This is a genomic window from Acinetobacter gandensis, assembly GCF_001678755.1.
GTDB classification, from domain to species: Bacteria; Pseudomonadota; Gammaproteobacteria; order Pseudomonadales; family Moraxellaceae; genus Acinetobacter; species Acinetobacter gandensis.
On sequence record NZ_LZDS01000026.1, the window covers coordinates 176,744 to 196,697 of the forward strand.

Annotated in this window: 20 protein-coding genes; 7 read left to right on the forward strand and 13 right to left on the reverse strand. The window is 41.1% G+C overall.

Going from position 1 to position 19,954, the window contains the following annotated elements:
• Positions 1–10: 10 nt before the first annotated feature.
• The 6 genes from A9J31_RS10835 to A9J31_RS10860 all read right to left on the reverse strand — a co-directional run bounded on the left by A9J31_RS10835 (position 11) and on the right by A9J31_RS10860 (position 6,844).
• Positions 11–808, reverse strand: coding sequence for an ABC transporter permease (locus A9J31_RS10835; protein ID WP_067765490.1), 798 nt, complete (start codon positions 806–808; stop codon positions 11–13).
• Positions 805–1,653 (reverse strand): ABC transporter permease, encoded by an 849-nt coding sequence (locus A9J31_RS10840; RefSeq protein WP_067765493.1) that lies wholly within the window; start codon positions 1,651–1,653, stop codon positions 805–807. Before A9J31_RS10840 ends, A9J31_RS10835 begins: the two co-directional genes overlap by 4 nt.
• Before the next feature lie 20 nt (positions 1,654–1,673).
• Positions 1,674–2,837, reverse strand: coding sequence for an MFS transporter (locus A9J31_RS10845; RefSeq protein WP_162270490.1), 1,164 nt, complete (start codon positions 2,835–2,837; stop codon positions 1,674–1,676).
• 77 nt (positions 2,838–2,914) lie between these two features.
• Positions 2,915–3,970 (reverse strand): ABC transporter substrate-binding protein, encoded by a 1,056-nt coding sequence (locus A9J31_RS10850; RefSeq protein ID WP_067765499.1) that lies wholly within the window; start codon positions 3,968–3,970, stop codon positions 2,915–2,917.
• A gap of 32 nt (positions 3,971–4,002) precedes the next feature.
• Positions 4,003–5,475 (reverse strand): porin family protein, encoded by a 1,473-nt coding sequence (locus A9J31_RS10855; RefSeq protein ID WP_067765503.1) that lies wholly within the window; start codon positions 5,473–5,475, stop codon positions 4,003–4,005.
• Between the two features lie 538 nt (positions 5,476–6,013).
• Positions 6,014–6,844: an SDR family NAD(P)-dependent oxidoreductase gene (locus tag A9J31_RS10860; RefSeq protein ID WP_067765507.1), complete on the reverse strand. Its 831-nt coding sequence runs from the start codon at positions 6,842–6,844 to the stop codon at positions 6,014–6,016.
• A gap of 222 nt (positions 6,845–7,066) precedes the next feature.
• Here A9J31_RS10860 and A9J31_RS10865 point away from each other — a divergent pair, with 222 nt between their 5' ends.
• From A9J31_RS10865 to phoR, 3 genes are all read left to right on the forward strand, one after another.
• Complete coding sequence (locus tag A9J31_RS10865; protein WP_067765510.1) at positions 7,067–7,771, forward strand: TetR/AcrR family transcriptional regulator; 705 nt, start codon at positions 7,067–7,069, stop codon at positions 7,769–7,771.
• A gap of 221 nt (positions 7,772–7,992) precedes the next feature.
• Positions 7,993–8,703: a phosphate regulon transcriptional regulator PhoB gene (phoB, locus tag A9J31_RS10870; protein WP_067765513.1), complete on the forward strand. Its 711-nt coding sequence runs from the start codon at positions 7,993–7,995 to the stop codon at positions 8,701–8,703.
• Positions 8,704–8,725: 22 nt separating this feature from the next.
• Positions 8,726–10,084, forward strand: a complete 1,359-nt coding sequence (gene phoR / locus A9J31_RS10875; protein ID WP_067765516.1) for a phosphate regulon sensor histidine kinase PhoR — start codon at positions 8,726–8,728, stop codon at positions 10,082–10,084.
• A gap of 27 nt (positions 10,085–10,111) precedes the next feature.
• Here the strand turns inward: phoR and A9J31_RS10880 are convergent, their stop codons facing one another.
• The 3 genes from A9J31_RS10880 to A9J31_RS10890 all read right to left on the reverse strand — a co-directional run bounded on the left by A9J31_RS10880 (position 10,112) and on the right by A9J31_RS10890 (position 12,376).
• Positions 10,112–10,777, reverse strand: a complete 666-nt coding sequence (locus A9J31_RS10880; RefSeq protein ID WP_067765519.1) for a glutathione S-transferase family protein — start codon at positions 10,775–10,777, stop codon at positions 10,112–10,114.
• Positions 10,778–10,921: 144 nt separating this feature from the next.
• The gene (locus A9J31_RS10885; protein WP_067765522.1) at positions 10,922–11,320 is read right to left on the reverse strand and encodes an OsmC family protein; all 399 of its coding nucleotides are present in this window, start codon (positions 11,318–11,320) and stop codon (positions 10,922–10,924) included.
• A 108-nt stretch (positions 11,321–11,428) separates the two neighbouring features.
• The gene (locus tag A9J31_RS10890) at positions 11,429–12,376 is read right to left on the reverse strand and encodes a pirin family protein (RefSeq protein ID WP_067765525.1); all 948 of its coding nucleotides are present in this window, start codon (positions 12,374–12,376) and stop codon (positions 11,429–11,431) included.
• A 392-nt stretch (positions 12,377–12,768) separates the two neighbouring features.
• On the opposite strand from A9J31_RS10890, the gene A9J31_RS10895 reads away from it, so the two are divergent.
• The 3 genes from A9J31_RS10895 to A9J31_RS10905 all read left to right on the forward strand — a co-directional run bounded on the left by A9J31_RS10895 (position 12,769) and on the right by A9J31_RS10905 (position 15,393).
• Positions 12,769–13,209: a hypothetical protein gene (locus tag A9J31_RS10895; RefSeq protein WP_067765528.1), complete on the forward strand. Its 441-nt coding sequence runs from the start codon at positions 12,769–12,771 to the stop codon at positions 13,207–13,209.
• A 30-nt stretch (positions 13,210–13,239) separates the two neighbouring features.
• Positions 13,240–13,944: a GGDEF domain-containing protein gene (locus A9J31_RS10900; RefSeq protein WP_067765532.1), complete on the forward strand. Its 705-nt coding sequence runs from the start codon at positions 13,240–13,242 to the stop codon at positions 13,942–13,944.
• Between the two features lie 129 nt (positions 13,945–14,073).
• On the forward strand, positions 14,074–15,393 hold the full coding sequence (locus tag A9J31_RS10905) for a GGDEF domain-containing protein (RefSeq protein WP_067765534.1): 1,320 nt from the start codon (positions 14,074–14,076) through the stop codon (positions 15,391–15,393).
• Positions 15,394–15,618: 225 nt separating this feature from the next.
• Here the strand turns inward: A9J31_RS10905 and guaA are convergent, their stop codons facing one another.
• Both guaA and A9J31_RS10915 read right to left on the reverse strand, forming a co-directional pair.
• A complete protein-coding gene (gene guaA / locus A9J31_RS10910) occupies positions 15,619–17,187 on the reverse strand; it encodes a glutamine-hydrolyzing GMP synthase (protein ID WP_067765538.1) in 1,569 nt (522 codons plus the stop codon).
• A gap of 188 nt (positions 17,188–17,375) precedes the next feature.
• The gene (locus A9J31_RS10915; protein ID WP_067765541.1) at positions 17,376–17,792 is read right to left on the reverse strand and encodes a DoxX family protein; all 417 of its coding nucleotides are present in this window, start codon (positions 17,790–17,792) and stop codon (positions 17,376–17,378) included.
• A 194-nt stretch (positions 17,793–17,986) separates the two neighbouring features.
• Here A9J31_RS10915 and A9J31_RS10920 point away from each other — a divergent pair, with 194 nt between their 5' ends.
• Positions 17,987–18,613 (forward strand): DedA family protein, encoded by a 627-nt coding sequence (locus tag A9J31_RS10920; RefSeq protein WP_067765544.1) that lies wholly within the window; start codon positions 17,987–17,989, stop codon positions 18,611–18,613.
• Positions 18,614–18,636: 23 nt separating this feature from the next.
• On the opposite strand, the gene A9J31_RS10925 is transcribed toward A9J31_RS10920, so the two are convergent.
• Both A9J31_RS10925 and A9J31_RS10930 read right to left on the reverse strand, forming a co-directional pair.
• The gene (locus A9J31_RS10925; RefSeq protein WP_067765547.1) at positions 18,637–19,230 is read right to left on the reverse strand and encodes a LysE family translocator; all 594 of its coding nucleotides are present in this window, start codon (positions 19,228–19,230) and stop codon (positions 18,637–18,639) included.
• Between the two features lie 307 nt (positions 19,231–19,537).
• Positions 19,538–19,942 (reverse strand): hypothetical protein, encoded by a 405-nt coding sequence (locus A9J31_RS10930; protein ID WP_067765550.1) that lies wholly within the window; start codon positions 19,940–19,942, stop codon positions 19,538–19,540.
• Positions 19,943–19,954 lie beyond the last annotated feature (12 nt).

Sequence of the window (19,954 nt, forward strand, 5' to 3'; positions counted from 1 at the left end):
TTATGTACTCCTATCCCGCCTGCTGCCACGCCAAAACTTTGCGTTCGATCCATGTCAGAATGCTGTTTAACAACACGCCCACCGTACCAATCAACAACATGCCAAAAATAATCAGTTCAACATCAAATGCCTGTCGCCCCTGAATCACGATGTTGCCCAAGCCATTGCCATAATTCGCCAGTAAAAATTCAGAACCAATTGTGGCAAGCCAAGCGAAAATCAGCCCAAGTTGTAGACCAACAAATATCTGTGCCGATGCACCAGGTAGGATCAACTTACGGAACGCGAACAGTCGAGGAAATTGATAGACTGCGGCAACTTCACGATATTTATGCGAAATGCTGCTAACGCCCTCGAAGGTATGTAGTGCTACTGGATAAAACACAGATAAAGTAATAAAAAGAATTTTTGCGCCGTGACCTTGCCCTAAAAAGGTCGAAATCAATGGCAGCCATGCAAATAATGAAATTTGACGTAGTACATGAAAACTCGGTGCCATTAACCAATTCGATAGACGTGAGCTGGCAATTAAAATACCGAATAACACGCCTGCCACTGCCCCTATGCCATAGCCGATAAAGTTACGGGCTAAACTTTCAGTTAAGCCATCAATAAAGCTCGGCTGTTGTAACACCGCAACGGCTTTTTGCAGCACCAATAAGGGAGATGGAATCAATTTGGCATCAATCCAGTTTTGCTGTGAAGCCACCGCCCAAAGCGCAATAAAAACCACAGGTAAAAGCACAGCCTTGAGCGTTGTTTGCAGGATTCGCACTGCATTTCGATTGAAAGAAACAGTATGACTCATAGCTGTACTCCTACTCGAGTTGCATGAAAGCGTGCGGTTTTTTCGAGCCAAGCAAATACCGTATCCAACACATAGCCCGTTATGCCGATCAAAATAATGGCCATGAAAATCAAATCCATCTGCATCAATTGACGTCCCCAAACCATGAGGTAGCCAATACCTTCACTACTTGCTAATAACTCGACGAACACCAGTGCCAACCACGCTTGCATAATGCCTTGACGTAAACCACTAATCACACTTGGTAATGCCGCAGGCAGAATGACATTTTTCAATTTCTGCCAGTTGCTGTATTGGTATACATCTGCCACTTCCATCAAGCTATGTGGCACTTGAGTAATACCTTTATAAGTTGCAATCAGCAGCGGTGGTAATACCGCTAAAGAAATCGCTGCAATTTTTAAAGCTTCATCTATACCCAAGAAAATCATCAGTAGCGGAATCCAGCCGACAATTGGAAATTGTGCAATTAAATTGACAGTCGGAAAGACATAATCGCGACTGCGTTTTGCCAGTCCCAACACGGTTCCAAGCAGTACACCCACACTGGCACCAATCAGTACGCTCCATAAAATACGCTTGGCACTGACAGCAAAATGAAAGCCTAACTCACCGCTTTGCCACAGCTCAGCAGTGCTTTGCCATACCAAACTCGGCGCAGGTAAAATTTGTTCAGGTAACCACTGCTTTAAAGTTGCGACATACCATAGCCCCAGAAAAAGAACCGGCAACAGGAGTCCACACGCCACTTGCAAAGTTAGTTTTAAATAGCTCTTCAAAAAATCAAAAACACTTCGGTCACTTTGCAAGGGAACCGAATGTGCAGATACATCCGTTAGGCTCATAATTCTTGTCCTTTTACGCTTTATTCTGTTACATCAGGTTTTAAAAATTGAATAAATGCCTGATCTCTGCTGATCAAAATAATCAGACCAATAAACGCCAGTCCGATCGGGAAAAATAAATTTTGTAGTCCAACACTGGCACCAAATACAGCACCAATCACACCACCCACCATGCCACCGGATGGGCCGACCAAAGCCAAAATTGGTGAAATCTTTGCCATTGCGGTTTGCTCACCGACACGAGCAAAAGACATAAAGTTAGCAATGTGCAACATGCCCAAACCCAATCCCAACATGACCGATGCTGGCCACATCAACAGCGTGGTATGGGTTAATGCTAAAAGCAGTAATGCTGCTGCCATCAAGCTCAGCCCAATCACATAAAATTTCTGGTAGCCCATCAGCTCAGCCAACCCCCCCATGCTAAACAATGAGCCGACAAAGACGATGCCTTGTACGGTTAATAGCATCACCGCCACTGGCTCAGATAAGGCAAAGCTTTGGATCGCAATCACCACGATAAAAAAGCCAAAATAATTATTTGCAAGGCTGCTTAAAAATTCCAAAGTACAGATCACCCGCAGTGAAGCATGGGTTTTGATCAGACTTAAGGGTGCAATCACATCACGCCATTGAAAGCCCGAAGTATTGCTGGCATTTTGATGACCACGTTGAAAGCACCACGGCGCAAATACTAAGGTTGCTAAAAACAATGCCGATACCACATAAAAGCTACCGCTATAACCCAAATGCTCAATCAACAGCACAGTTAGAGCAGGTGCAATCAGAAAAAAACCCATCATGTGCGAACCACGAAACCAGCCGGCACGTGCTGGGCCTAAACGTTTAAGGTTGCTCAAAAACACGGTATTGATGGAGACAAAACGCATGGGCAACACAAAGCTCACCAATGCAGTCACCGCCAATAAATACCAAGCACTGCTGTGAAATGGGGTCAGGCTATAAAGCAATGCGCCAAATAAACTTCCCAAACTAAACACTTTGAGTGAGCCAAAACGCTGAACTAACACGCCAATGGGTAAAGCCATCAGTAAAATGCCGAAGTTTTGCGCTGCTGATATCAATCCGAGTTGCAATTCGCTGGCCTCTAAATGCACGGCATAGAGCGAGATCAACACACGTGCCACACCAACGCCTAGCCCTGCCAAAATCGTGAGCAGCACGAAACTGCTCATAAATTTGCTGGTTAAAGGGCTAGCTACAACATTGCTTTCAATCGGGTTTATGCTCATAGTCGGACTTACTTCGGCTGACCTTGAGCATTAAATTGACGCCAGTAACCTTCAAGTTTTAACTCTTTCAAAGCATTGTTCAGATACTTAGGCTCGTACCATGTTTTGGTATCAACATCACGGCGAATTAAGCGCGCGTCTTTGGCAATTTTTAAGGCACTGTCAATTTGCGAACGATGGAATTCATCCAGTAATGGCGTAGTACGGTCTTTTAAGTTCCAGCCATCCCATGTTTTTTGATAATCAACCAATGGGATACCGCTTTGTGCCCACAATTTGTATTGCGCACTACGATTGGCTTCTTGTGAACTCCATTGAGCTTGTTTGATTAAGGTGGTGACAACACGCTGAACCACCTCTGGATATTGCTTTTCAAAACTTTCAGTTACCCAAAAATGTGCAATCGGTGCAACTTTGGGATCTTTAATTTCCAGTAAAGTTTTAGCGACTCCACGCGCTTGTAGGCTAAATGGCGATGTAATCGTCGCATCAATATCACCTGTGGCTAAAGCAGTACGGGCAGAGTAAGCATCTTGTGAAATAACGCGTAAATCACGTTCGGTAAAGCCATATTTTGCCAACACACGGTTAAATACAATTTGACCATTGGTACCTTTAAATACCGAGAATTTTTTGCCTTTCAGATCCGCAAATGATTTGGCATTTGAACCTGCTGGTACCACCACATAGGTCGGGCCAAAACGACCAGTGGAGAACAGCACTTTGGTTTTTAAACCTGTTGAACGCCCCACCAATGATGGCAAGTCTCCATGTCCTGCAAAATCAACTTTACCATTGGCTAAAGCTTCATTGGTTGCTGGACCAGCGCCGGGGAAAAATAGCCAAGTAACTTTAATACCGTCTTTCTTAAACTCTTGTTCTAATACCCCTCTCGCTTGGGCAGTCGCTAAAAAACCTCCACCAACACGTGGTTTACCACCTTCACCCGCTCCCGAAACTGAGATACGGATTTCTTTCGGGTTAGCCGCATGTAATTGCACACTTAAACCCAGTGCAGAAAGTGCCAAGAAAGTTGCTGCAATTTTTTTTGAAAAAATATTCATTTTTAATCGTCCTATATATTTAAATCATTGGATTAGAATGTGTATTGAAGCTGCGCTTGCAGTTCGTTGGTGTCTTTTTGATTTGCTGTTTCCACATCAAATAGATAGTGATTCAGCTGTAATTGGAATTTGGTGGTTTGCGCAAAAAACAGGTTTAAGCCCAGTGAATGAATGTCATATTCACCAATACGACCACTGACCGTATCTAAATAATTGGCAAGATTTTTATTTGGATTAAAGCGATCAAATCGGTAATAGCCCTGCACAGACTTAGGCCAAAAGTCATCAAATTTAGCATTCGATTTAATGCTGTTATAAAACTGATCGCCTAAGGTATAGAATGCAGTAAAGGTATGCCCTTCAGCTTTGGCTTGTTTAATCTCCTGCGCTGCGACATCCACATAATCGGTTTTACCTTGGACATATTCATAGGTGGCACCAAACGGTGCATGGTTGTAATACAAATCAAAGCCTAAACGATCGCGTTTTGCCGAGTTGTCGCTAATACCAGCGGTATTTAACTTAGATTCACCTTTGATGTACGAAGCACCAAATTTCAGCTCACGGAAAATGCTGGCGTAATCCACAGGTAAGGTAAATGCAACACGCCCGATATAATCTTTGCCATTGTTGTCATCAGCTTTGTTACTGGCATTACCATTGGTCACACCCAAGGCATATTCAAACAAAGGCGCACGATAATTCGATCCATAATCAACAAACGGTTTCACATCACCACGAACAATAAAGCCATTCTGACGATTAAATAAACCTAAATAAGTAGATGCGGAAGCGGTACTAATCGTCGGTCGTAAATCTTCAGGGGATTGAACATCCAGACCAAAAGGCAACAGTTGTTGACCCAAAGTAAAGTTCAGTTTTGCCGTTTCCGGCCCCGCATTGGTCGCTAAAGCGTTATAACGAACGAAAGCATCTAACAGGTTAAAGTTGCTGTTATTAGTGCCATCATTACGTTTGCCATAACCGAAAGATAATTGGTAATCGAGATTCTTGCCCTCGTTATAGTCACGGAATAAATTACCGCGTACCCCAATCAAAGCCGTCCCAATATCAAAGGTCGATTTGGTCGCACCAATCACACCTGTATCATCCACGGCATTGGCACGTAACTGCACGGTGCCATACAAAGTGGTATCACGCGTTGATTTGGTGGTTTGACGTTCATACTGGCGCGATTGATCATATTTATAATTTTCAATATCAGCACGTAAACCATCAATATCTTCAGAGGTTGCAGCGGTCACCTCCGCTGCTTGCTCCTCACCTGCAACATCCGCACTCAAGGTTTCATCTGTCGTGTTCACCTCACTGTGTTTTTGTTTCGGTGACGCCGACTCAACTGCATTTAGGCGTTGCTGTAAGCTTTCTATTTGTTGCTTTAAAACAGTTAATTCTTGCTGTAGCGCATTATCTGCGGCAAAGCTCAGTTGACTGCTGGTTGCTAGAATCAATCCAACAGCAATCGTTAAGGTGGTTCTTTTCATACTCTCAATTCACTTTTATATTTCCCAAAGCGCAAAGCGCCCCCAACCCCATAGCAATTGCATGGAGTGAATGTACTGCGTGGGTTTTAAATTAGATGTCCTCAGTCACTTCAGCTTTATTCAAATATGTGTTGCTGCGGTACTGAGACAGACGGCGGAAATTAAGCGCGCATCATCACTTGTGTCATCATGCAACAACAAAGCTGCGCGACACGAAGTGGATTAAGCGGTAGATGCGATAAAGTGCTCATAAAAATTCCATAGGTTGAGTGTTTGCATTCGCTTTAATATGGCAACAAGTGTGCCAAAAATATAAATTATTGTTTTTATTATATTTATTTAATTTAATCCGATAAATTCTGTTGGTTTTCATGCGCGTATGCTGTTGAATATTCAACACTTGCTTATTTAAAATCAGCAAATAATTCAATGTTTATATCTTTTTTCATGCAATAGATTTGGCTTCACTTTTTACCGTACTTTAATAGTGTTCTGACATAAAAAAAGCCTACTCACGTAGGCTTTTTTTGGCTCAAGCTTATTTCCCCATTTTGGTCGCCAAGGCTGTCAATTTTTGATAACCCGTTGGCAATAAACGTTGAATTAAATCAATCGCTTTCGCATCATTACCAATCAGTAAACGACGCTTGTCTTTTTGTACAGCTTCTATAATTTGACGCGCTGCTTCTCCTGGTGGGCAACGTAGGAATTTATTAAATGATTGCGCAGATTTTTGTGGATTCATACCCAAACTTTTCAGGCTATCATTCATTTTAGCTGCATTGGCAATATTGGTACGAATACCACCCGGATGTACGCACAGTGCGCTGACACCACAGTTTTCAATATCTAATTCTTGACGTAGTGATTCCGTAAAACCACGTACCGCAAATTTAGTTGCGTTATACGCTGACTGAGTAGGTTGCGCAGTTAAACCAAATAGACTCGAAATATTGATGATATGACCTTCGCCGCTTTGTTTAATATACGGTAGGAACTCTTTGGTGCCATAGACCACACCCCAGAAATTAATATTCACAATCCATTCAAGTTCTTCGTAACTTGCACCTTCAACAGTTGTACCTAAAGCCACACCTGCATTGTTAAAAATCATATTCACCGAGCCGTGGTCTTGCACAGTTTTGGCTGCCCAAGCTTTCATTGCCGCAAGATCTGAAACGTCGAGCTTTTGAGTGGTTACACGAACATTATGTGCTTTGACCAATTCAACCGTCGCTGCAAGCCCTTGTTCATTCACATCACTCAGTGATAAATGACAACCCTGTTTCGCTAATAAAACTGCTAACTGTTGACCAATACCTGAACCTGCACCTGTAATGGCAGCCACTTTATTTTTGAAGTTTTTCATTGTGATTCCTTATTCCTTTATGCTGCCCATTGCGCCACTACTGTGGTTAAAAACGCGAATATGCGCAGTTCATCTACTTAATATAGTTTTGACAATTTATATTGTCAATATCTTCTCAGGACGTGCTATGCTGTCAAAATAGCCAAGACTTAAACATAGGTTTGAGCTTGAATTATTGATAAAATACAAGCAAATTTAGCTTCAATTCAGCGTATATTTTCCATGACAGATTCTACCCAACATACAGAACAACAACAGGCAAAAAATGTGAAGGAACGTCAGTTTAAAGGACTTTCGCTGAGTGAGCGCAAACAAGCGCGTCGTGAAAAGCTCATCGAAGCTGGCATTGAAGCCTACGGTACGCATGGCTTTTTTTCAGTTACTGTTAAAGATATTTGTCTGGAAGCAAAACTGACAGAACGTTATTTCTATGAATCCTTTAAGAAAAGTGAACAACTGTTCCAAACTATTTTCTTAAAACTGATCGACGAGTTACAGCAAAACGTGATGCAAGCCATTATGCAGGCATCAACGGATTCAAAAAAAATGATTGAAGCGGGTTTAACAGCGCTATTGATGACCTTAAAGAATAATCCACGTATGGCACGCATTATTTATATTGATGCCATGTTAGTTCAAGAACTGCATAACCAGGCCACCATACATGAAACCATGTCGCGTTTTGACCGTATGATTCATGCCTTTGTCATGCTAATGATGCCGAATATCAATAAATCAGAACGTGAAATCTCAATGATTGCTACAGGTCTCAATGGTTATGTGACCCAAATTGCAATTCGTTGGGTCATGAGCGGATATAAGCAGCCGATGGAAGAAGTCTTATCATCATGCAGCGCGGTGTTCTTAGCTTTGCTCGATACGTTTTCTGAGCCGCAGTCACTGAATAAAAGCGCAGTAAAAAAATAAGCATCCGAGATATGAGCGATTATTTACAATATTTTTTTAATGACAGAAAGATGATGCAAAGCCTATCTAGCTGAATCTTTCAGCATTTAATTTGTCACAATTTCTTTCTAAAGCGGAATGAAAGATTCTTTTTGCAATGATACTGTCATAATTAATCTTTGTAATAAGCCTGTCATAAATATAAAACGGTCCACCGTTTACATGAAATAGGGTATTGCGCTGTGAAAGATGACTATATTTTAATCGTCGACGACGAACTCCCGATTCGGGAAATGATCCATACTTCGCTCGATATGGCAGGTTTTCAATGCCAGCAAGCCGAAGATGCCAAACAAGCGCACCAAATGATTGTGGATCAGCGCCCTGCATTGGTATTACTGGACTGGATGATGCCTGGTGGTGTCAGCGGTGTTGACCTCTGCCGTCGCTTAAAGCGTGATGAAAATCTATCTGAAATTCCTGTCATTATGTTGACTGCACGTGGCGAAGAAGACCATAAAGTCCAAGGTCTTGACGCAGGTGCAGACGATTACATGACCAAGCCATTTTCTACCCGCGAATTGGTTTCCCGTATTAAAGCAGTTCTACGACGCTCAAATGCACTGGGCGGTGAAAAAACCATTGATGCAAATGGTTTGATCCTAGATCCGGTGAGTCAGCGTGTGAGCTTTGGCAATACCATTTTAGAAATGGGGCCAACGGAATACCGCTTATTGGCTTTCTTCATGACCCATCCTGAACGTGCCTACACTCGTGCGCAATTACTTGATCAAGTCTGGGGCGGAAACGTGTATATTGAAGACCGCACCATTGACGTTCATATTCGTCGTCTACGTAAAGTCTTAGAACCTTTTAACGCAGACCGTTATGTCCAAACGGTTCGTGGCACTGGTTATCGTTTCTCTACACGTGCCGATGCAGTATTAGGTTAGTTTTTTAGGTCATTCATTATTTATGTACGAACCATATCCGGTCCCCGAAATTGCCAGTGAACACAAAAAGTTTCGTTATAGCAGTTTATGGACTTTTGCCAAACAGGATCTAAGATTACTGGCTTTTTTCCTGCTGATTGCCGCACTAATCGGCTTTGGTATCGGATATTTATGGGTCTGCATTTTAACCGCCTTTGGGGTATTTTTTGCCCTGCAATTACGTTCTTTATATTTGGTCAATGATTGGATTTCCAACCGCCCCTACGATGTACCGCCCAATTTAGACGGTATTTGGGGCGCTTTATTGTTCAATGTTTACCGTGCACAGCGCCAAGAACGTATTGTTCAAGCTGAAATGGTCGGTTTGATTGATCGTGCTCAGTCTTCATTGGTCGCTTTGGCTGAAGCTGTGGTGTTAATTGATGAACTACATCAAATTGAGTGGTGGAACCCTGCCGCGGAAAAATTACTCGGCATTCAGCAACTCGATCATGGCCGTAATATTTTGAGTATTTTGCGTCAACCAAGTTTTATCGAATATTTCACCAATATTGACCTCGCACCAGATGGTTTGAAAATGAAATCATCCGTGTTGGAAGATCACTATGTGCAAGTGAAATTGACACGCTTTGGTCGAGAAAGCCGTTTATTGGTGGCCTATGACGTTACCCGTATGCATAACCTCGAACAAATGCGCAAAGACTTTGTCGATAATATTTCACATGAGCTGCGCACACCCCTTACCGTACTCAGTGGTTATATAGAGACTTTTACCGACCAAGAAGACTTAAATCCACGCTGGAAACGTGCATTTGATCAAATGCAGTCACAAACTCGGCGTATGAATGCATTGGTGAATGATTTATTGCTGTTATCGCGTTTAGAAAATGATAAAAAAGTAGCAAAAAATCAAATCATTGAAATGCCAAGTTTAATGAACCAATTATATGACGACGCACATGCCTATAACGTGGATTATGGACACACGCTGAACTTAGAAATAGACAGCCATTGCGACTTGATTGGTTCAGATGTCGAACTGGCTAGTGCTTTTAGCAACTTGGTGACCAACGCCATCAAGTACACTCCCAAAGGTGGCACGGTGACTATCGGTTGGCATGATGATGGAACGCACGGTTATTTCACCGTAGAAGATACCGGTATTGGTATTGATCCTAAACATTTGCCACGACTGACAGAACGTTTTTATCGTGTCGATAGCGCGCGTAGTCGTCAAACAGGTGGCACCGGTTTAGGGCTGGCCATCGTCAAACATGTACTGATGCAACATCAAGCATATTTAGAAATTGAATCGAAAGAAAATCGTGGTTCATTATTTAAAGTGGTATTTCCGAAAGAGCGTCTTTATCACGTCAGCTAAAATCCAAGTCTCATTATTTCAGTATGGTTAGCTAATGCGTTGCTCCGACTCGATTTGATGTTCACGTTGTTTCGCTTGACGGTAAGCATCACGCTGCTGCATGCGTTGCAAAAATGCTTGAATCTGCGGATATTCACCTTTACTACGTGTGAGTAACGCTTCCAACGGAAATGTCATTTGAATATCTGCAAAGCTAAATGGCCCTGCGAAATATTCATTCTCGGCCAAATGCTGCTCGATAAAATAAATTTGATCTTTTAAACGTGGGCGAATAAAGCCCCGCTTGACCCCATCACACACGCGACTGGCAATAGGTTTGATGACCCAAGGTACATGCTGTGGCACATTGGTCATCACCAATTGCATGACCAATAAAGGCATCAGGGAACCTTCTGCATAATGCATCCAATATCGGTATTGCAGTCGAGATTGTTGCGTTTTCGGTGCAAAGTAACCGTGACGATCATAGTTCTCTTGTAAATATTCCAAGATCGCAGCCGACTCCGCCAATACCAAGCCATCATCAACCAAAATGGGGGATTTTCCCAAAGGATGAATGCTTTTTAATTCAACTGGCGCAGAAAAGTTCGGCAAGCGCTTATACAGCTTGACTTGATAATCTAAGCCTAACTCTTGCATGGCCCATAAAATACGAAAGGAACGGGACTTTTCTAAATGATGTAATACCCGCATGGGTTCATCTCCTGCTGTATTCAAATCGAATTTTTTGTTATCTGGCAGTCATACTTTTTATCGTTGGCTTATTACCAACATGTACAGGTTTTTATTCGCTTAATTGATGCCTAAACATATAAAAAACTTTTATTTTTACATACATTATATGAGTCCTGTTTTAATGTCTAGACTGCGTAATAGGGTCTTGGTGACAGGCGTTTTTTCACAAATTGCCAAGACTTTTTGCTGAAGCTCGTCACTTAAAGGGGTTTGAAAATTCAACCGACGATCAATCCATTCTACGCCTTCTTTATTGGCACAAAAATCTGCCTCAACGCTAAACTCACCCAATTTAATTGCCTTGTGCTGTGCATACATGCGTAGCGTAATCATGGTACAGGAAATTAAAGCCGAACAAAGCAAATCATAAGGTGCCAAACCCAAATCACCACCACCAAAAGATACTGGCTTATCGGTAATTAATTGATGCTGCCCACTCTGAATTTCACCCGACCATGGTGCGTTCAATGTTAGTACTTTAGCCTTTGCAACAATACCCATATTGTGTTCCTTATTGTTTTCGATTCTATTATTGGCTAACAGCATCCAAACGTAAATTAAGTGCTGGAGCCATAGTTTTGATGCTTAAATTAATTTGAGCAAATGTCGTTAACGTGAGGCACGCATTTTTTCAGGGAATGCTGGCGCTTCCAAACGTGGACCTTCATAGTCAGGGATTGAACCAAATCGTTCATCGTGATTAATCCATTGCTCTCGTGCGGTATTGAGCTCTTCTTGGGTGCGTCCAACAAAGTTCCACCACAGTAAAATCGGCGACTCGAAAGGCTCACCACCCAGTAGTAAGATGCGACTCCCTGCATGTATATCAACTTTTACTTGGCTTAAACCTGGCTCTAAAATCACCATGTTGTCATCATTGAGCTCATGACCATTAATTGTCGCTGTGCCCTCAAGTGCCATAAAACCATATTCGTACTTTGGATTTAGTACCAACTGTGTCGTCGTGCTTTCATTGGCCTGAAGGTCAACCCCTAAAAGTTCTGTATGTACCTGTACAGGCGATTTGGTTGCAAGAAACTCACCCACCAATACTGTAAATTCAATACCATCTTGACTCACAACGGGTAGTTCTGGATAGTGGTCAAACTGGGGAGCCATATTAATTTTATCGTCTGGCAACGCAATCCAAAGCTGTGCCGCATGCATTTGAGTTTCTGTATCCGGTGCCACTTCTGTATGTGAAATACCGTATCCAGCCGTCATCAAATTAACTTGTTTCGGACGTATTAATTGCTGTGTACCCAAGCTATCGGTATGCATCATTGTGCCATCAATCATCCACGTAAACGTCTGCAAACCAATATGGGGATGTGGGCCTACATCTAAGCCATCACCTTGCGGAAAATGTACGGGACCAGCATGATCCAAGAAACACCATGCACCAATCATGCGTTTATAACGACTTGGTAAAGCACGTTTAATCACTGTACCTTGCCCAATTTCGGCACTACGCAATGGAAATTCTTGAATAAATTGGTTGACATATTTTTCGCAATCGTCCGAGTGAGATAATTCGGTGTAATTGGCATTAGTCATATGGATACCCTTAATAATCTGGCTAAACCATCGTAAGCATGGTTTTAGCTCGGAAGTTTTTTACATTATATCTGTATTTTTTTAAGCGAATTTGTCCCCATTAATACGCTGAATCACAGCAATAGGACAATAGTTTTTTTGTTGCTTGATATGACGTCAAATACATATCAAAAGAAAATCTTCCTAATAGTCGCTACAAGAAAAATGCAGCTTGAAATCACGTGAATTGCAAAGTTGTGTAATGATTATTTTATTTAAAGTACATGATTTAAAACTAAAAAATTAATTAAATCATTGTCATATTGATGTTTATTATTTAAACAAAATACGTTAAATTATAAAAGTTACATAAAATAACATTAGTAACCACTCTCAAATGGTGTACCTGCTGCATGATCAACGAGTATAAAAAAGAATCTCGACTACTGATTCAAAAAGCACTTGAGCAATCCTTTATCAGTGTTCCTGCCCAATTCCGCCAAGAGTTTTTTCGCTACCAGCAAGCCCAACTATTTAAATTTTTTCTACAAGTCAATCTGGTCGCTCAATTGGCCTATTTCTCCTACATTTTTGCTGATTGGTTCATGCTGCCAGATATAGGCTTTATTGCATTTTTAGTCAAAGGTTCTTACACCTTATGCATGACCTTGATTACCTTTGCCATTTATAAATACAGTAAAAGTAATTTAGTCTTTGATTTGATGCTGCCCGCTTCCATTGTGGGCGCAACTGCTATTTGGTTTTGGCTGGTGAATTTATCCCAAAGCCCCGATGTACCTATTTATTTATATGCATCTTTGGTTTTTATTGTTTTAGCCAATTTATGTATTTAAATTCGTTTTAAAGCTGCGGTCATTATTTCAATGCTGATCAGCTTGATTATGTACATTGGCGTCTATTTTGCAGTGTCTAAAAACTTACATCAGCTACAAATCTTTGCGCTGATTTATAACCCAGTCTTGATGTTTAGCTTATATATCAGCTGGAATTCGACCCAGAAATCACGCATTGTGTTTTTACATAATAAGTTAGATCAGTTAAACCGCGAAGCACTCGACATCATGGCACATACGGATGTGTTGACTGGGCTCAATAACCGCCGTCAATTTATGCAATTGGCCAATTATCATATTCATAGCCAAAATAAATTACAGCACCCTACCGCCTTGCTTATTTTTGATGTAGATCGGTTTAAAACTATTAATGATCAATTTGGGCATTTTGTCGGTGATTTTGTCTTACAGCAAATTGCTGATACCTGCCGTCACGTGTTACGTAGCCAAGATATTCTTGCCCGTTTTGGAGGTGAAGAATTTATTATTCTTTTACCCAATACCAACCTGCATCAAACGATAGAAATCGCAGAAAGACTTCGTAAGTCAATTGAAAATTCTGGTGTGAAACTTGAAACGCAGCAAGAACTTAAGTTTACCGTATCGATTGGAATCGCAGAGTTTAATGCCAAAAATCGCGATTTACATCACGTCATACAACTTGCAGATAAGGCACTTTATCAAGCAAAAAACATGGGACGCAATTCAATATCAACTTATAAAACAGCATCTTAATAAACAATTTGTAACACTATAAATCTCTGTTTTTTATCAACAAGTCTAAAAATACCCAATTTCAGGTAGATCAATTTTTAACCATTTTATCCATACTACGGCTAAGCCCAATCTGATTGGAGAAGGATCATGTCTGTAGATGTACGAATGAGTTCCCGGACTGATTCGTCTGTGCAGGGAAAAAATAAAAATCAGACACATATGCTGAAATTATCGGAATGTGACCTAGCAAATCGTGCTGTGATTGAAGACGCACTTGCTGATCCCTATGCACGTATCCCTTTACAGTTTAGAGCGTATTTTCTAAAGCATCAGTATGCGCATCAGTTGCCCTACTTACGTCAGGTCAACTACATTGCCCAGATTACTTTCCTGCTGTATTTTTTTGCCGATATTTTTATTATTCCAGACATGATGTTTTGGTCAGGCTTATCTCGTGTAGCCATGATCATTGTCGCGCTCATTGTGAGCTTTTATTTATTTAAATATAAAAAAGACATTCGCATGTTAGACATGATTTTACCTGTGGGTACGGTCTGTTGTACGGCTATTTGGATTGGTCTACTACTCTTTTCAAATAGTCCTTTTGTTACTTCTTATATTTATGGCGCGGCTATTTTTATCTTGGTTGCCAACGTCTGCGTACAAACTCAGTTTAAGCCAGCGCTGTATTGTTCTGCACTCATCACGACCTTTGTTTATGTGGCAGTGACCCAACTTTTGGCTTGGCAACAGGCCCTGATCTTTGTCATTGTCTCTATTCCAGTATGGATGATTAGTATTCACATGAGTTGGAATAATACTTTGAATGCGCGTCGTCATTTTTTACGCACATTATTAGACGACTGGAATATGCATACGTTGAAAAACTTAGCGCATACCGATGAATTGACTCAACTATATAACCGGCGCCAGTTTGTACAAATGGCAGAGCACCGTATTCATGAGTGGCCGACCCCAGCCAGCACCTGTTTATTGATGTTTGATGTCGATCATTTTAAGAAAATAAATGATAGCTATGGTCATGATGTTGGCGATCAAGTCTTAAAATTAATTGCTGAAACAACACGTAAAGAAATGCGTCATAAAGATGTTCTTGCCCGCTTTGGTGGTGAAGAATTTATTGCATTGTTGTCGGAAACACAAATTCAGGATGCCATGCTCATCGCTGAGCGTATTCGCTTAAGTATTCAGCATCAGTTTTTGCATGACCGCGCCGATCACCGTATTCAATTTACCGTATCTATTGGGGTATCACAGTTAAAGTCACATACACAAAATTTATCTGAATTAATTAAACAAGCTGATATTGCGCTTTACCGTGCCAAAGAAAATGGACGTAACCGTGTTGAACGTTATGACCCAACAATGAAGCCTGAACGTAAAACCACAAGGGCATGGAAGTCGTTTACACATAAAACTAGTGGTGATGCAAAACTTGAAAATTAAAACGATCCATCATGGTCAATTGTATATAAATGACCTTTATAGAAATAAAAAAAGGACGCCAAAGCGTCCTTTTTTATTGAAATATTCAGGTTACCCTGAATAGCCTCAAGCGTAGCTCTTGGCGTAATTTAGGCAAGAAGCTTCGCTTCTTGAAACCCCTCACTGCCGCGAGCGTAGCTCTTGGCGTAATTTAGGCAAGAAGCTTCGCTTCTTGAAATCCCTAAATTACTCCCATTCAATTGTTGCAGGTGGTTTAGACGATACGTCATAAACAACACGAGAAACGTCAGCAATTTCGTTCATGATACGTGTCGAGATTTTGTCGACTAAATCGTATGGAAGGTGAGCGAAACGTGCTGTCATGAAGTCAACTGTTTCAACTGCACGTAGAGCGATAACCCATGCATAACGACGGCCATCACCCACTACACCAACAGATTTAACAGGTTGGAATACAGCAAATGCTTGCGCAGTTTTGTCATACCAACCGCTTGCGCGAAGTTCTTGCATAAAGATGTCATCAGCAAGACGAAGAATATCAGCATATTCTTTTTTCACTTCACCCAAAATACGAACACCAAGACCTGGGCCTGGGAATGGGTGACGGTAAAGCATTTCATAAGGAAGACCTAAAGTCGTACCTAAACGGCGTACTTCATCTTTGAACAAATCACGGATAGGCTCAACCAATTCAAATGCTAAATCTTCTGGTAAACCACCCACATTGTGGTGTGATTTAATCACGTGTGCTTTACCATTTTTGGTTGCAGCAGATTCGATTACGTCTGGGTAAATCGTACCTTGAGCAAGGAAGTTTACGCCATCAAGCTTACGTGCTTCTTCAGCGAATACTTCAATGAACTCACGACCGATGATTTTACGTTTTTTCTCAGGATCAACTTCACCTGCAAGTGCAGTCAAGAAACGATCTTCAGCATCAGCACGAATCACACGGATACCCATGTTTTTCGCAAACATGTCCATCACTTGCTCGCCTTCGTTCAAACGAAGTAAACCGTTATCTACGAATACGCAAGTCAATTGGTCGCCAATCGCACGGTGAAGCAATGCAGCTACAACAGATGAATCTACACCACCTGAAAGACCAAGTAGAACTTTTTGATCACCAATTTGCGCGCGAAGTTGTTCAACACGTAAGTCAATGATGTTTTCAGAGTTCCAAAGGTTACGACAACCACAGATACCATGTACGAAGTTCGATAAAATCTCAGCACCTTTTGCAGTGTGCGTTACTTCAGGATGGAATTGGATACCATAGAAACGACGTGCTTCATCAGAAACCATTGCAAATGGGCAGCTTGGCGTGCTTGCAGTCACTTGGAAACCTTCCGGAATCGCTGTTACTTTGTCACCGTGGCTCATCCAAACTTTGAGTTGGTTTGCTGTATCTTCAAGATCGCCAATCAATTTGTCGCGAACTTGAATGTCTACTTCTGCATAACCAAATTCATGTACATCACCTGGCTCTACTTTACCGCCAAGTTGTTCTGACATGGTTTGTAGACCATAGCAAATACCAAGTACTGGCACGCCTAAGTTGAATACAACTTCAGGAGCACGTGGACTACCCGCTTCATAAACACTTTCTGGACCACCTGAAAGGATGATCCCGTTTGGGTTAAATGCACGAATGTCTTCTTCTGACATATCAAATGCGTACATTTCTGAATAAACACCAGCTTCACGTACACGACGTGCAATAAGCTGACTATATTGAGAACCGAAATCCAAAATAAGGATACGGTCTTCAGTAATTTGGGTATTGGTAGTCATGGCAAACAACTATGCAGGCAACGAATATAAGCGCCATATTCTATCATTTTTCTTAGGCTTTCGCACACTATTCGGACAGGGTCAAAAATAGTCCATCAATGGATAAAAAAACGATATATGTACGGTTCAAAAATCTGCATTTTAAAAGGCAAAAAAGCGACCACTGGCCACTTTTTTAATGACGCAATTTATTTTTCAATCACATGATCCAGACTGAATTTTCCAGCACCGTGCAACATTAAGAAAAATAAACCACCTGTCATGGCTAAGTTTTTCATAAAGTTAATACCATCCTCAGCGCTGCCATGGAAAAGAAATGCAGTAATTAAACTAAATACCGCTAAACCCAATGCTGCAAATCGAGCTTGAAAGCCAAATAACAAGGTTAAGCCACCACCTAATTCAACCAAAATGGTCATCGGCAACAAGGCAGCAGGCACCCCCATAGACTCCATATATGCCGCTGTCGCTTGGTATGCGGTGACTTTACCCCAGCCCGCCACAATAAAAATGTACGCCATCAATACCCGCGCAACGAGACTCATCACTGCATTGAACTGTGTGTTTTGACTTAAATTTTTTAACACTACATTTGGATTTAACATGTTCAGACCTAATTTGAATATTGTTCAGAAGATGTGCACAGCTTAGGTCGTTTACTATTCGCTTTAAATATAGTTTTTTAATACCCATCATTCTATTTATGCAACGAAGTCTCGGCAAATTATTTACGTTTTAATACTGACTTTAAAGGCACAGGCTGATAGCATCTGAGCACTATTTCACGTACGAAAGACTCATGGAACTGATTGATTTTATATTACATGTTGATGACCATTTGCTCGAATTTATTCGTAATTATGGCGTTTGGATTTATGCAATTCTGTTCCTGATTATTTTTGTCGAAACTGGCCTTGTAGTCATGCCTTTTCTACCGGGCGATAGTTTACTTTTTGCTGCAGGCGCCTTAGCTGCCTCTACCGGAGCAATGGATCCTTGGGCACTCATTGCCTTGTTATTTATAGCCGCCGTTTTAGGCGATACGCTGAACTATCATATTGGTAAATATATTGGCCCGCGTGTCTTTGAACTTGATTCCCGCTTTATTAACCGCCAACATTTAGTCAACACACAAAAGTTTTTTGAAAAGCATGGTGGTAAAACCATTATCTTTGCGCGTTTTGTACCTTTTGCACGTACCTTTGCACCTTTTGTTGCTGGCGCAGGTAGCATGAATTATAAATATTTCATTACCTTTAATATGATCGGTGCCATTTGCTGGGTAGGTTCGTTTATTACCCTTGGTTATTTATTTGGCAACATGCCGATTGTAAAAGACAATTTCACCCATCTTATTTTTGGCATCATTATTATCAGTGTCTTACCGGGAATTATTGGTTATATTCGCTCAAAATTAAAAAAATAAGCTTAATTTTTTCTCATTAAAGTTTAAGCAAAAAAGCGAAAGACCACTGGAAACATACACAAGATGAGCATCAGGGCCGATCCTTTATACAAAAGGTCGGCCTTAATTTTTTGGTTTTGACCCGATAAAATTGCGCGGCCAAATGACATCCAGAACAATGCGACTGGCAGTAAAACCAATGCAAACACAGCAAATACCATCACAAAGTTCAGTGGGCTGTTCCACGTTTCGAGTGGAAAAATGCCCGCTGCAAATAAAATTGCTTTGGGATTTTTAAGGGAAGTCAAAAACAATTCACGCGGCTGAATCGATGGATGTTTTTGATTATGCTGCTGTAAATGTGCTGACTTCCATAGATGAAAAGCCAACCAAAGAACATAAACAATACTGAGAAAATGTAAGATATGAATAAGGTTCGGCCATACTGGTGCCGATAAATGAATGATCAATGCCCAAATATTAATCGCATAAAAATATCCCATTAATTCCGCTGGAACCAACACGATGGTTTTTGCCATTCCCTGTTGATGGGCAGAGCTTGCAAGTAATGCATTTGACGGACCTGGGGTCATTAAAACCGCCATCATCGCCAATACAAAAAGCCAACTCTCAATCATATAAACCTATTCAAATACTGCAAAGCGCACACCTTAGCCGAAATAGATTCTTAAAAACAAGTACGCCACAGGTCACATCTATTTATCTTTATAGAAAAGAAAATGCTGAACAAAGCTTTGAATATTTTTCATTTCAAAACAAAGTTATGCTGAATAATTAATATTTTTTAATAACTTATAATTCTTTAAATATGACAGTTTAATGACTTTCTTTGAGCATAAAAAAAGCCAGCTTACCTTTGGTCAGCTGACAAATTTTATTACACTTTTCTCATGCTCAAATTGCAAAAACGCGCAAATTGATCCTTTAAGATTTTGCAGCAGTGGCCGTATTGGTTCTCACAATAATTGGGCAACCTTTAAATTTTGCAGCTTGCACAATGGCTTCTTGTTCACCTAAAACACGTGAAAGTTCAGTACGTTTGGTATTTGACGATTGTCCCATATTGACCGAAATACTTGGGCCAATCCCCCAACCACCACGGCTACCCCAACCACCCCCAAGACCGACACCGACGCCTACACCCGTACGTTTAGGCGTTTCGACGCCATTTTCAATATATTGATGAATACGGTTATATTCGCTTTGCAGCTGTTGGCAGCTCAATGACTGATATTGCGTCGGCGAAACATAAGCCGGTTTTGGCGTACTTGCACATGCCGTCAACAACACAGTAGTTACAGCAAGCAAACCTAATTGAAGCGCTTTCATAAAATTCTCGAT